Origin of the sequence: Streptomyces sp. NPDC090083 (assembly GCF_044747445.1) — a bacterium.
GTDB lineage: Bacteria > Actinomycetota > Actinomycetes > Streptomycetales > Streptomycetaceae > Streptomyces.
In genome coordinates this window covers 126,207-139,613 of the sequence record NZ_JBIVED010000017.1, presented here as the reverse complement: position 1 = coordinate 139,613, position 13,407 = coordinate 126,207, and the positions used below count along the sequence as shown (strand labels likewise).

General features: G+C 71.5%; 10 protein-coding genes. 4 read left to right on the top strand and 6 right to left on the bottom strand.

Features of this window, described 5'->3' with window-relative positions:
• Positions 1–44: 44 nt before the first annotated feature.
• From ACIPTO_RS40145 to ACIPTO_RS40135, 3 genes are all read right to left on the bottom strand, one after another.
• Positions 45–1,295, bottom strand: coding sequence for an ATP-binding protein (locus tag ACIPTO_RS40145; RefSeq protein ID WP_401200248.1), 1,251 nt, complete (start codon positions 1,293–1,295; stop codon positions 45–47).
• Entirely contained in the window at positions 1,292–2,056 is a 765-nt protein-coding gene (locus tag ACIPTO_RS40140) for a hypothetical protein (RefSeq protein ID WP_366325378.1), read from the bottom strand. The genes ACIPTO_RS40145 and ACIPTO_RS40140 overlap by 4 nt, the downstream gene beginning before the upstream one ends.
• A gap of 93 nt (positions 2,057–2,149) precedes the next feature.
• Entirely contained in the window at positions 2,150–2,656 is a 507-nt protein-coding gene (locus ACIPTO_RS40135; RefSeq protein WP_366325376.1) for a dual specificity protein phosphatase family protein, read from the bottom strand.
• A 96-nt stretch (positions 2,657–2,752) separates the two neighbouring features.
• Here ACIPTO_RS40135 and ACIPTO_RS40130 point away from each other — a divergent pair, with 96 nt between their 5' ends.
• Positions 2,753–3,556 carry a nuclease-related domain-containing protein gene (locus ACIPTO_RS40130; RefSeq protein ID WP_366325374.1) on the top strand — a complete coding sequence of 268 codons (804 nt, stop codon included), beginning with the start codon at positions 2,753–2,755 and terminating at the stop codon, positions 3,554–3,556.
• A 20-nt stretch (positions 3,557–3,576) separates the two neighbouring features.
• On the opposite strand, the gene ligD is transcribed toward ACIPTO_RS40130, so the two are convergent.
• A complete protein-coding gene (gene ligD / locus ACIPTO_RS40125; RefSeq protein ID WP_366325372.1) occupies positions 3,577–4,458 on the bottom strand; it encodes a non-homologous end-joining DNA ligase in 882 nt (293 codons plus the stop codon).
• 133 nt (positions 4,459–4,591) lie between these two features.
• Here ligD and ACIPTO_RS40120 point away from each other — a divergent pair, with 133 nt between their 5' ends.
• Entirely contained in the window at positions 4,592–5,716 is a 1,125-nt protein-coding gene (locus tag ACIPTO_RS40120) for a Ku protein (protein WP_401200243.1), read from the top strand.
• A gap of 671 nt (positions 5,717–6,387) precedes the next feature.
• Here the strand turns inward: ACIPTO_RS40120 and ACIPTO_RS40115 are convergent.
• The gene (locus ACIPTO_RS40115) at positions 6,388–8,136 is read right to left on the bottom strand and encodes a beta-ketoacyl-[acyl-carrier-protein] synthase family protein (protein ID WP_401200240.1); all 1,749 of its coding nucleotides are present in this window, start codon (positions 8,134–8,136) and stop codon (positions 6,388–6,390) included.
• Between the two features lie 465 nt (positions 8,137–8,601).
• Between ACIPTO_RS40115 and ACIPTO_RS40110 the strand changes: the two genes are divergently transcribed.
• Together ACIPTO_RS40110 and ACIPTO_RS40105 are read left to right on the top strand one after the other, a co-directional pair.
• Positions 8,602–10,992 (top strand): endonuclease/exonuclease/phosphatase family protein, encoded by a 2,391-nt coding sequence (locus ACIPTO_RS40110; RefSeq protein ID WP_401200334.1) that lies wholly within the window; start codon positions 8,602–8,604, stop codon positions 10,990–10,992.
• A 416-nt stretch (positions 10,993–11,408) separates the two neighbouring features.
• On the top strand, positions 11,409–11,945 hold the full coding sequence (locus tag ACIPTO_RS40105; RefSeq protein WP_366325366.1) for a lamin tail domain-containing protein: 537 nt from the start codon (positions 11,409–11,411) through the stop codon (positions 11,943–11,945).
• Positions 11,946–12,566: 621 nt separating this feature from the next.
• Here ACIPTO_RS40105 and ACIPTO_RS40100 read toward each other — a convergent pair.
• The gene (locus tag ACIPTO_RS40100; RefSeq protein ID WP_401200236.1) at positions 12,567–13,031 is read right to left on the bottom strand and encodes a hypothetical protein; all 465 of its coding nucleotides are present in this window, start codon (positions 13,029–13,031) and stop codon (positions 12,567–12,569) included.
• Positions 13,032–13,407: the final 376 nt, after the last annotated feature.

Here is a 13,407-nt window from a genome sequence, read left to right as displayed (position 1 = left end):
ACTCGCGGCCAACGAACCACCCGCACCCCGCCCCCGGCTCTCGACTAGCCCCCCGCAGAAGGCAACGTCAGAGTCGCCACCGCCCCACCGTCCTCCGCATTGGAGAACACCAACCGCGCCCCCAACACCTCCGCCTGCCCGAGCGCGATGGTCAGCCCCAGCCCGTGCCCCGTGGCCCCGCCCTCCGTACGGAACCGCTGCGGCCCGTGCCGCACGAGGTACTCCGGATACCCGTCCCCGTGATCCCGCACGGTCACCACCGCCCCCTCCACGGTCACCACCACCGACCCCCGCCCGTGCCGGTGCGCGTTGGCGACCAGATTCCCCAGCACCCGTTCCAGCCGCCGCCGGTCCGTCTCCACCCACTCGTCCCGCACGACGACGACCTCGCCCCCGCCCTCGGACCCCCGCACGACCCGCTCGGCCACCGCCCCCAGCCGCTCGGTGTCCAGCTCCACCTTCTCCCGGCGGGTGTCGAGCCGGGAGATCTCCAGCAGGTCCTCGGTCAGCGTCCGCAGCGCGGCCACCCGGTCCCGCACCAACTCGGTCGGCCGCCCCGGCGGCAACAGCTCCGCCGCCGCGTGCAGCCCGGTCAGCGGCGTCCGCAGCTCGTGCGCCACATCCGCCGTGAACCGCTGCTCGGTCAGCAGCCTGCCCTGCAAGGACGACGCCATCGTGTCCAGCGCGGCGGCCACCGCGGCCACCTCGTCCTGCGGCAGGTTCGCGTCCTTCGTACGGGGATCGTCCACCCGCGCGTCCAGGTCGCCCGCGCTGATCCGCCGGGCCACCTGCGCCGTCCCGTGCAGCCGTCGCGTCACCCGGGTCACCGCGAACGCGCCGACCAGCAGCGTCGCCCCGATCGCGAGGCCGGAGGACCACAGGATCGCCCGGTCGAGCCCGGCGATGGTGCCCGCGCCCTGCGAGTAGTCGACGGCCACGGCGAGCACCCGGTCGTCGTCGGCGGGACCCGCCGCCCACATCGTGGGCCGCCCCCGGTGCTTGCCGACCATCGTGCCGCGCTCCCCGGCGGCGGCCAACCGCCGCAACGGCTCCGGCAGATCCGCGGAGTCGACCCCGGCGCCGTGCACCAGCGAGTCCCCGGCCTCGTACTGGGTCGTCGCCGTCCGCAGCCGGGACAGCGCGAGGCCGCGGGCCTGGCCGACGGTCTGGTCGGTCACCGAGACATGCACGAGGACACCGAGCAGGGCGGCCAGCGCGCAGCACATCACGGTGATGAACACGCCGGCCTTGAAAGCGAGGGTCCCCGCCCACCGGGGCAGCGCGAGCCGGGTCACGGCGTGGCCGAAGGGGACGCGGAGGCGTCGGGCGCGACCGGGGTCGCCCGCCGCACCCCGTGCTTACGGCTCCCGGTCCGCAGGAACTCGTCGTGGGTCAGCAGCATCGCCTTCTGGTCCGCGTCCCAGGTCCACTGCACCCGGTACTCGTAGCCCGCCAGCTCCGAGGGCGAGCGGATGATCACCGAATGCCCGGCGAGTTCGACCCCGCTGACCGCGTCGTCGTTGCTCATGACCCGCACGAGCCTGTGCTTCTCGACCGTGTAGACCCGCACCGCCGTCATCTTGGTCGGCAGCAGCCGGAACCCGAGCGTCAGGTCGTCGCGTCCGTCGCCGGTCAGGTCGCGGTAGTAGGGCTTGAGGACGGGACACAAGCTGCGGTCCCCGCCCTTCTCGCAGTCCGCGACGCGCTCGGCGGTTCCGCGGTACGGAGCCTTCGCGCCCTGGTAGTCGCCGGGATGCGCGGCGATCTCCGCGCGCACGACGGCGACCGGGTCGACCTTGCGGATGTCGTCGCCGGGGACGGCGACGCCCTTCACGGTCTCCGTGTCCGCCTCGTCGAAGTCGTAGGCGGGGGAGGCCGCGGGCGACAGGCTCGGCCAGAGTCTGGCGGGGCTGGTCGCCGTCGGGGTCGCCCCCGCGCCCCGCAGCGCGCCGGTGTCACCGCAGGCCACGGCGGTCGCGAGCAGCAGGGCGACGGCGGCGGCGGTGCGGGCGGCGCGCACGCGGCGACCGGTGCGGCGGGGGCGACTGGGGGGCACTGCTCTCCTGCGGGGCGCTGGTGTCTGACCCGTACACCCTATTCGTAGGGAAGTCCCTTTTGTTCGTGTGCTCCGACGGAACGGGGGAAACGGTTACTCGGCCAGTTCCTCCAGCAGCCGGGCCGTGGACAGCCCCGTCCGCAGGTACTCGACGAACAGGTCGTTGTGGAGAGCCCACGGGGACCGGCGGGCACGGATCAGCCGAATCGCCTCCTCGGTGGAGTGGCCGCGGCGGACCAGCGCGTGGGCGACGACCAGACCCGACCGGTTGTAGCCGTGATAACAGCGGACGAGCACTTTCCGCCCCGCGTCCAGCGCGTCGCACGCGGCCACCGCCAACCGCATCACACCGGCCAGCTGCGTCCCGTCCAGCGGACCGTCCGGAATCGGCCAGACATGATGCTCGACGCCCGGATCGGGCCCGTGCCCCGGTAGCCGCAGCAACGTCTGCACGAGATCGAACTCGCCCCGCACCACCGCGAACTCCCGCTGCCCCGAACGCCCCCGGAACTCGTGCCCGCCCATCCACAGACCGGGCGTGATCTCGCTCCACGGACTGTCCGGAGCGGGTACGTCGGGTTGCTTCCTGCGCGTCCGCAACGGCGCCTCCCCAAGCCCCAGCGACTGACCCAAAGGTAACCGGGTTCTTGCCCCTTGAGCACCCCGCCTGTTCCCATGGTCGAGGGGTGATGGTGCATGAGCGGACTGCGCGTGATACCGACCTGGCGCCATGGTCAGGAACGGCTGTACGTCTGTCACACCGACGGACGGAACGTCGCCTGGTACGACCGGGAGGCGGCCCGGATCAACCTGCTCAGCGAGGACCGCAGAGAGGACGTCCTGCACGCCCTCGGCCCCTTCCTCACCGGCCCGGTCACCGTCGGCCCGCCACCGGTGCCGACCCCCGCCGAACTGGCCCGCCTGACCCTCCACCCCGACGACGACCTGGCCCCCAACCGCCCCGGCGAGGCCCTCCACGTCGCCCTCGACCGCGACCCGGGCCCCCCGCACCGGCTCCGCCCCGACCCCCGCCGCCGCGCCCTCGCCGCGGAACAGGCGGTGGGCGAGGCCCTCGACGCCCTCGACGGCGCGGGCTGGCACGCCCTCCACTCCATCCCCCTCCCCGGCGGCGACCGCCTCCACCACCTGCTCATCGGCCCCGGCGGCCTCTACGCCCTGCACACCCTCTACGCCCGCAGGCAGCGCGTCCGGGTGGCCGACCCCATGGTCACCCTGGGCCGCCGGGACCCCCTCCCCGTCCTCCGCCGCGCCCGCTCCGACGCGGCCCGCGCCTCCTACGCCCTCACGGCCGAGGTCCACCCGGTCCTCGCCCTGTCCGGCCCGGCCGACGTCACCACCACGACCCCGCTCCGCGAGGTCCGCGTACTCCAGGACACGGAACTCTCCGGACTGGCGAGGACGGGCGGGGTGCTGAAGCCCGCGGACGTGGAGGCACTGCACGCGATGGCTCGGGACCGGCAGACGTGGGGGAGGGTGTGAGGGGCGGCTGACACCGCCGGTCACGGCACGGACCCCGCCCGCCCGGCGTCGAGCAGCGGCGCCAGCAGATCCCCGTGCTCCTCCAGCCGCGCCCCCATGTCCGCTGCCAGAAAGGTGAGGCGGCGCACGGAACGGCACGCCTCGACCTCCTCCCACGTCACCGGTGCCGACACGGCCGGAGCCGGGCCCACCCGCAGCGTGTACGCCGCGGCCGTGGTCTTCCGGGCCGCGTTCTGGCTCCAGTCGACGAACACCTTTCCCGGCCGCAGGCTCCGCGTCATCCGGTGGACGACGAGCCGGGGGAGCGCCGCCTCCGCCGCCACGGCCAGTTCCTTCGCGTACGACACCGCCCGCTCCGAAGGCACCGGCGTGACCCCGGCCAGCAGATGCAGGCCCTTCGACCCGGACGTCTTGGCGTACGCCTCGATGCCGTCCGCCGCCAGCCGCTCCCGCAGCCACAGCGCGACCTCGCAGCACTCGACGACGGTCGCCGGCGCCCCGGGATCGAGGTCGAGGACGAGGCGGTCGGCGAGATCCGGCTCCCCGACGACCCACTGCGGTGTGTGGAACTCGGTGACGAGGTTCGCCGCCCACATCAGGGACGCCAGATCCTGCACCAGCACCATGCGCGCCGGCCCCTCCGAGCGCGGCACCTCGGCGGTGGTGACCCAGTCGGGTGTACCGGGCGGCACGTTCTTGGTGAAGAAGACCTGGCCGTCGGGCCCGTCCGGATAGCGCAGGAAGGACACCGGCCGGTCCCGCAGCTGGGGCAGCAGCACCCCGGCGGCCGTGGCGTAGTAGTGCAGCACCTCGCCCTTGGTGAAGCCGGTCCCCGGGTACAGCACCTTGTCCAGGTTGCTGAGCGCGAGCCGTCGCCCCTCCACCTCTGTGATCGGCGTCATACGATGAGAATCCCACGGAAACATGACGAACCGGACATGCGCCGGAGGGTCGTGAGCCGGAGGATCGTCAGCCGGAGAGTTGTGAACCGGACAGATGCCAGCCGGACAGGTGCGAGCCGGCAACGGAAGGCGGGTGCGGCAGGTGCGATCCATATGGAACGGCGCCATATCCTTCGGCCTGGTCAGCATCCCGATCAAACTGGTGAACGCGACCGAGAGCCACTCCATCTCCTTCCGCCAGATCCACACCGAGGACGGCGGACGCATCCGCTACCGCAAGGTCTGCGAACTGGAGGACCGCGAGGTCACCCAGGCCGAGATCGGCAAGGCCTACGAGGACGCGGACGGCACGATGATCCCCATCACCGACGACGACCTGGCCCAGCTGCCGATCCCGACGGCGCGGACGATCGAGATCGTCGCGTTCGTCCCGGCCGACCGGATCGACCCGCTCCAGATGGACGCGGCGTACTACCTCTCCGCGAACGGCGTCCCCGCGGCCAAGCCGTACACCCTGCTGCGCGAGGCACTGAAACGCAGCCGGAAGGTGGCCATCGCGAAGTACGCGCTACGGGGCCGGGAACGGCTCGGCATGCTCCGCGTGGTCGACGACGTGATCGCCATGCACGGGCTGCTCTGGCCGGACGAGATCCGGGTTCCCGAGGGGGTCGCCCCCGACACGAGCGTCACCGTCCGCGACAAGGAACTCGACCTCGCGGACGCCCTGATGGACACCCTCGGCGAGGTCGACCTCGCAGACCTCCACGACGACTACCGCGAGGCGGTCGAGGAGATGATCACCGCGAAGGCCTCCGGCGAACAGCCGGCCGACTCCCCGGCCCCGGCGCCCAGCGGCAAGGTCCTCGACCTCATGGCGGCCCTGGAGAAGAGCGTCCGCGAGGCGAAGGAGTCGCGCGGCGAGCAGCCGGGCGCGGATGCGGGCGCGGAGACGGACGAGGAAGCGGACGAGGAAGCGGGCGCGGAGACGGGGAAGAAGGCCGAGGTCAGATCCATCTCGTCCCGGTCGGCCCGCGCGACCCCCAAACAGACCCCCGGCAAGAAGTCGACCTCCACGGCGACGAAGAAGACGGCCGCGGGGAAGAAGCCCACGGCTTCGACGTCGACCTCGGCGAAGAAATCGACAGGGGCCACCAAGAAGACCGCCGCAACCGCCAAGAGAACCCAGCCGAAGCCGACAGCGAAGACCACGGCGAAAACCCCCACGAAGAAGGCGACCCCACGCAAACGCACGGCCTGAAGCGGCAACTCGCGTGGCGGACACGGTGGATGGGCTGCGGCTTGCGCTGTGTGGGCGGGCGGCTCGGTGTTCTTCTCGGTGGGGGACGCGTAGCCCGGGTCGCCATTCCCGCTGTGTGGAGAGGCGGTCTGGTGCTGCTTCCGGCCGGGAGGCGCGGGGCCTGGGCCTCAACTGGGGTCGCGGACGCACTGGTTGGGCCGGGCTCCCGCTGCGTGGGCGGGTGGTCTGGTGCTGCTCTCGTCCGGGTGGCGCATGGCCTGGGCTGCAACTTGCTTCGCGGACACGCTGCTTGGGCCGGGGCTCCTGGTGAGTGGAGAGGTGGTCTGGTGCTGCTTCCGGCCGGGAGGCGCGCGGCCTGGGCCGCAACTCGCGTCGCGGACACATTGGTTGGGCCGAGGCTCCCACCGCACGGTCAGGCGGCCTCGTGCTGCTCCCGTCCGGGAAACGTGCGGCTCGGGTCGCGGCTCCCGCTGCGTGGTCAGGCGGTCTGGTGCTCCTTCCGTCTGGGAGATGCGCGGCCCGAGCCGCAACTCGCCTCGCGGACGCACTGCTTGGGCCGCACCTCCCGCCGCGTGGAAAGCCTGCCTCGTGCCGCCCCCGTCCGGCAGACACGCGGCCCGAGCCGCAACTCCCGCTGCGGGCAGGCCGTTTGAGGGCCTGCCCGCCCCGCGCTACCTCACCCGCCGAAGCGCCAGCACCGCGTTGTGCCCCCCGAACCCGAAGGAGTTGCTCAGCGCCAGGTCCCCGGCCACGGGCAACTCCCGCGCTCTGCCCGTCACCACATCCAGCCCGATCGCGTCGTCCACTTCCGCATCCCCCGCCCCTGCCCCGGCCCCGGTCCCCGCCCCCACGGTCGGCGGCACCATCCCGTGATGCAGGGTCAGCGCCGTCGCCACCGCCTCCACCCCGCCCGCGGCCCCTTGCAGATGCCCGAGATGCCCCTTGAGCGCGGTGACAGGAACGTTTCTGCCGCCGAACACCGCACGCAGCGCACCCGCCTCCGCGAGATCCCCCTCCACCGTCGCCGTCGCATGCGCGTTCACGTGGACGACGTCCACGACATGCCCGCCCGCGTCCCGCACCGCCCGCCGCACGGCGAGCGCGACCCCGGCGCCCGACGGATCCGGCGCCGCCATGTGGTGCGCGTCGGCGGACAGACCCCACCCGGCGGCCTCGCAGTAGATCCGCGCTCCCCGCGCACGAGCGTGCTCCTCGGCCTCCAGGACGAGGATGCCCGCGCCCTCCCCGTTCACGAACCCGTCCCGGTCCCTGCCGAACGGCCGTGACGGCGACGACCCGTCCACCACGCCCCGCGTGGACAACGCCCGCATCGCCGCGAACGACGCCATGATCGCCGGCGTGACGACCGCCTCGGCCCCGCCCGCGAGGGCGACGTCGATCCGGCCGTACCGTATGCGGTCGATCGCCGACCCGATGGCCTCGGTGCCGGAGGCGCACGCGGCGGTGACCGTGCGGGCCTCGCCGGTGATGTGGAGGTCGAGGGAGACCTGGGACGAGGCCTGCGACGGCACCGTCATGGGGGTGGTCAGCGGGGAGACCGCGCGCGGGCCCTTCTCGCGCAGCTTGCGGTCGCCGCCGACGAGGACCGACGCGTCCCCGAGGATCGTCCCGAGGCTGACCCCGATCCGCTCGGGATCGAGCCCGCTCTCGCGGGTGCCGCCCGCCGCGAACCCGGCGTCGCCCCACGCCTCCCGCGCGGCCAGCACCGCGAACTGCGCGGCCCGGTTCATCCGCCGCGCCGCCGCCCGCGGCAGCAGCTCCGCCGGGTCGACGGGCACGGCCCCGGCCACCCGCACGGGCAGCTCCGCGAACTCCTCGCCCTCCAACTCCCTTATCCCGTGCCGTCCTTCGAGCAGCCCCCGCCACAGCTCGCCGACCCCGACCCCGAGCGGCGTGACGGCCCCCAGCCCGGTCACCACCACCCGTCGCGGCCCGCGGCCCGCTGCCGTCGCCCGCTCCGGCCGCGGCAGATGCCGTACGACATGCTCCGCGTCGGCCAGTTCGCGCACCTCGGCGTCGGACGCGGCCTCGCCCGTGCTCCCGTCGAGGTCCCGGTGCCACACACCCCAGCGGCGTACGTACGTCACCTCTTCCGCGCCCGGGTCGACCACCCGCAGCGAGGTCACGCGGTCGCCCTCGCGGAACTCGGCGCCGGTGAGGTCGTCGGAGACGAGGTGCGGGATCGCGCCGGGGTTCAGCCTGCGGCACGCGCTGATGATGCGGCGGTCGCGGCCGAGCACCTCGTCGTGGTCCGTGCCGCCGAGCGGGGGCCGCAGGGTGACCCGGATGGTCTCGGGGGTCTCGGGGAGGGTGTGCGTCACGACCTGCCAGCAGGAGCGTCCGGCGTCGTCCGGGGTCAGCGCGATCAGGTCGCCCGGGATGACCTCGGCGGCGGACACCGGATGGGGAGCGAACGGAACGTTCGAGGAATCCGACGAGTCATGCGAATGGGGCGAATTGGGCATAGTTCTACACACTCCCTGGGTCGGAACGGACTTATGGTGCGATGCAAACCATCCCGAGTGAACTGGACGAAACCGGAAAAGGCCACGGTTGAACGGTGAACCGATTGCGCCCCTGAAGCTCTCAAGGTCCGCTGGAATCGGGTGAGTTGTCCACTTGATCACCAGGTTTATGTGTGGAACGTCACTTTCGCGACCGTCCCGGCCGCCCCAGCGCTCACTTGTTCCCTGGATTTAACGCAAGGCCCTCTGGCAACTCCCTTTCTACGCGCGTAACTTGAGCCGACTCCCCACAGGCACCCGGTATTCGGCAGCTAGACGAAGCACGAGGAGACCGCCAGCGTGTCCAGACCCGAAGCGCGCAGACCCCGCGCCCGCCGCACCGCCCAAGCGATCGTCGCGGTGGGCGCGGCGGGAGCGTTCGCCTTCACCGCCCTGCCCAACGCGTCCGCAACTCCCTCCGCGTCGGCGGTGATTGCCGAGGTGTACGGCGGCGGGGGCAACTCGGGAGCCACCCTGACCCGGGACTTCGTGGAGCTCGGCAACGCCGGTTCCGCGGCCTACGACCTCTCGGGCTACAGCGTCCAGTACCTGCCCGGCACACCGTCCGCGGGCTCCGCCTGGCAGGTCACCGCCCTCACCGGCGCGATCGCCCCCGGCGCCCGCTACCTGGTCGGCGAGGGCACCGGCAGCGGCGGCACGACCGCGCTGCCCACCCCCGACGCCACCGGCTCGATCGCGATGAGCGCCACCTCCGGCACGATCGCCCTGGTCTCCGGCACCGCCGCGCTGACCTGCAAGACCGCCGCGGACTGCGCGGCCGACCCGAACATCGTCGACCTCGCGGGCTACGGCACCGCGGTCGTCCGTGAGGGCAGTGGCCCGGCCGCCGGCGCCTCCAACACGGCCGCGGTCGCCCGCGCCGACTCGCTCGCCGACACCGACGACAACGCGGCCGACTTCACGAGCGGCAGCCCGACGCCGGTCAACTCGGCGGGCCAGACGCCCGGTTCGGGCGACGGCGGCGGTGACGGCGGTGGTGACGGCGGGTCGCCCACCGACCCCGGCACGGTCCGCGTCCACGACATCCAGGGCACGACCCGCCTCTCGCCGTACGCGGGCCAGACGGTCACCCGCGTCCCCGGCATCGTCACCGGCGTCCGCGTCAGCGGCTCCCTCGGCTACTGGATCCAGGACCCGACGCCCGACACCGACCCGCGCACCAGCGAGGCCGTCTTCGTCTACACCGGTTCCGCCAAGCCGACGGTTTCGGTGGGCGATTCGGTCCTGGTCACCGGCAAGGTCACCGAGTACTACCCGAGCAGCACCAGCCAGTCGAACACCGAGATCGGCGGCCCGACCACCACGGTCCTCTCCAGCGGCAACGCGCTGCCCGACGCCGTCGCGCTCAACGCGACCTCGGTCCCCGACGCCTACATCCCGACCGCGTCCGGCGGCAGCATCGAGGCCCTCGCGCTCCAACCGGCCGTCTACGCCCAGGACTTCTACGAGTCCCTGGAGGGCATGCGGGTCACCTTCGCCGACGCCCGCGTGGTCGGCGCGAGCGACGCGTACGGCGAGCTGTGGGTCACCGTGAAGCCCAAGGAGAACGCCACGGCACGCGGCGGCACCCTGTACTCCTCCTACGGCCAGCCCAACACCGGCCGTATCGAGGTGATGTCGCTCGACACGGCCTCGACCTTCCCCGCGGCCAACGTCGGTGACGAACTGTCAGGTGTCACCACCGGCCCCCTCGACTACTCGACCTACGGCGGCTACAACGTCCAGGCCACCCAGCTCGGCACCCTCGTCGACAAGGGCCTGAAGCAGGAGGTGACCCGCCGTCAGAAGAAGGACGAGCTGGCGGTCGCCACGTACAACGTCGAGAACCTGGACGCGCTCGACCCCCAGGAGAAGTTCGACCGGCTCGCCGAGGGAGTCGCGGTCAACCTCAACTCGCCCGACGTCGTGGCCCTGGAGGAGATCCAGGACGACAACGGCGCGACGAACGACGGCACGGTGACCGCCGAGGCCACCCTGAAGCGCTTCACGGACGCGGTCCGCGCGGCCGGCGGCCCCGCGTACAAGTGGCGTTACATCTCACCGACGAACAACGCGGACGGCGGCGAGCCCGGCGGCAACATCCGCCAGGTCTTCCTCTTCAACCCGAAGCGGGTCTCCTTCACCGACCGCAAGGGCGGCGACGCGACCACCGCCACGAGCGTGGTGAAGACCCGCAAGGGCGTCCAACTCACCTACTCCCCGGGCCGGATCGACCCGACCAGTGAGGCCTGGGCGAACAGCCGCAAGCCGCTGGTCGGCGAGTTCACCTTCCAGGGCGAGCAGGTCTTCGTGATCGCCAACCACTTCGTCTCCAAGGGCGGCGACCAGCCGATCCACGGCCGCTACCAGCCCCCGGCCCGCAGCTCGGAGACCCAGCGCGCGGCCCAGGCGACGGAGGTCAACACCTTCGTGAAGTCCCTGCTGGCGGCGGACAGGAACGCCAGGGCGGTCGTCCTGGGCGACCTGAACGACTACGAGTTCTCCCCGACGGTGACCGCCCTGACGGCCGGCAAGGTCCTCAAGCCCCTGATCACCACCCTCCCCGCCGCCGAGCGCTACACCTACGTCTACGACGGCAACTCCCAGACCCTGGACCACATCCTGACCAGCCCCGCGGTGACGTCCTTCGACTACGACGTCGTCCACCTCAACGCGGAGTTCGCGGACCAGGCGAGCGACCACGACCCGCAGATCGTCCGGATCGACCTGTCGAAGTGCCGTCGGCGCTAGGCCTGTCGTCGGCACCGGGGCTGTTGGCCGTCGAGGGGTGACGGGGCCCGGACGCCGACGTATGGTTCTACCGGTTACTACTGGTAACAACCCGCAGGTGGGAGGCCCGTCGTTACTCACTTTCGGGTGACGCTTCCGACGGGCCTGGGGTGGCGCACCATGGCGATGACGGAGCACGACCCGGTACCCACAAGGCCCGTCCGCCCGACGGGGCGTCAACCTGGTGCATCAGGCGCATAAATGGACGGTACAGGCGACAGTCACGGAAACACGACTGACTCGTAACACGATTCACGTATCGCTCATATCCCGACCGTCCGGTGGAGAAGGTGTGGGTGTGCGGCCAACAGGCCGCCACCCGCACACCGCACAGCCCGGAGTCCGGCCGTCGCCGTACCCAGGGAAGTGCCCGCACCATGCTGGGGGAACCCGTGACCTCTTCACCTTCCGTGTCCGTCCGCCGTCTGGCCGCCGCCGCGCTCGCGGCCGGCGCTCTCGTCGGCGCGGCAGCACTGCCGGCCACCGCTGCCGACCACCACGCGGTCCGGTCGAACGTGGAGATCAGCCGCGTGCAGTACGACTCTCCGGGACCGGAGGACCGCTCCAACCGCTCCCTGAACAACGAGTGGGTGGAGATCACCAACCGCACCCGCAGCGCCGTCAACCTCGACGGCTGGAAGCTGTCGAACAAGCGCGGCGAGACCTACACCTTCCACCACTACCGCCTGGGCGCCCGCGCCACCGTCCGCATCCACACCGGCGTGGGCCGCGACACCATGCGCGACCTCTACCAGGACCGCCACAACTACGTCTGGGACAACCGAGCCGACACCGCCACCCTCCGCAACGACCACCGCCGCCTCGTGGACGACACGTCCTGGGGCAACCACGGCGGCGGGCACGGGGGCGGCGGCCACAACGGCGGCGGTCACGGTGGCGGGGGCCACCACTGATTGCCTGCGGTACGACGTCATGACGCCGAGGCGATGACGTGATGACGGGCGGCGCGCTTCCCTGGACGGGGGGCGCGCCGCTCGCGTATGCGCTGGACGCGGGCCGGCCTCGTTCCGAACAGCGGTCAGGGGCGGGGGCGTTCCCTCGATGCCGAAGAAGCCGACGATTGCCTCACCCGGATCTGTCCCGGGACCACCGACAGGGACGTCAGGCTGTATCGGGCGGGCAAGTCGTCGGCCTTCGGACCCAACTGATGTGCTTGATTGGCTTGTTGATCCCGGAGTCCGGGCGGGTCCGGGACGTGGAGCGCGAGCGGGATTCAGGCCAGCCGAGAACTCGTCGCCTGTCGTGCCCAAGGTGCGCGGCTGGAACCGCGCACGGCAGAACGCCGGCGCTGTGGCTGATCAGTTCGTGCTGCTCGGCCTGGACTCCGACTTCGTCGGCCTGGTGGCGACGCGAACGTCTTCGGTGACGGCATCGTGCAGGCGTGGTCACGTCGCGGCCGGACCGCTTCCCCCTGATCCCTCACTTTCAAGTGCGCTTGTGGCGCGGTCTCGTTGGTGCGCGCCCTGTGATGGACCTGCGCTGCGAACGAGTCCATCGGGACGCGCCTCAGCGTCTCAGAGATGATGCTTTGACGTTTTCACCAGTCGACTGACGTTGTCGCGGGTGCTGACTCTGCGCTGGTCAAGATCGGTTCTGGTGTCCGGCTTGGACAGGGCCGTGATCTCCGTGAGTACGGATTCCGCGGTCTGGGCCAGGACTTCGTCATCTGTGAGCATCTGCACCCGGAACAGTGCCTCTTGGGCGTTGGAGCGCAGATCGTAGGCGCGGATCCGCACGGCGTCGGGATTCTCCGGTGGCGGCTGCTCGTGCTCGCAGAACCAGAGATGCACCAGGCAGCGGCGGTAGTTGAGGAGCGCGCCGGCGTAGGCGGAGTAGGCATCCAGCCGTTCCTGCCGGAGCTTCTCGCGGCGGGTGAACTGGTGCCCTCTGTCGGTGGTGCGCTGCTGAAACACCAGGGTGAGCCCTGACCCGAGCAGGGTCCCCAGAACGGCTATGGCACTGGCGATGATGGTCTCCACGTTCCCACCTGATCACGTGTCGTGGGTCCGGGTGAGGCGCACCCTAAATTCGACGGGGGCAACACGCTTTTCAACTGTGGGGGTGCCGAGCGGGGGTGCGTATAGGGGCGTTCGCCTGCGTTTATGGTCGGCCAGATGCTGAGACAGCGGTTGGCTTCGGTCTCGTCCGAACGGCCGCGAACGGCGCTGAATGAGACGGAACCTGAGACGGGCCGTGCTGCGTTGACCTGAGGTCAGGGCAAGGGGGTTACAGACCGCGCAGCGCCTCGTGCGGGTCGCCGTAAGTGCCCCAGCAGTCGATACTGCCGTCGTCGTTCAGACTGCGTCCGCGCCGCTGCCCTTGTGGCCTCTATCCCATCCGGCCGTACTTGATAGT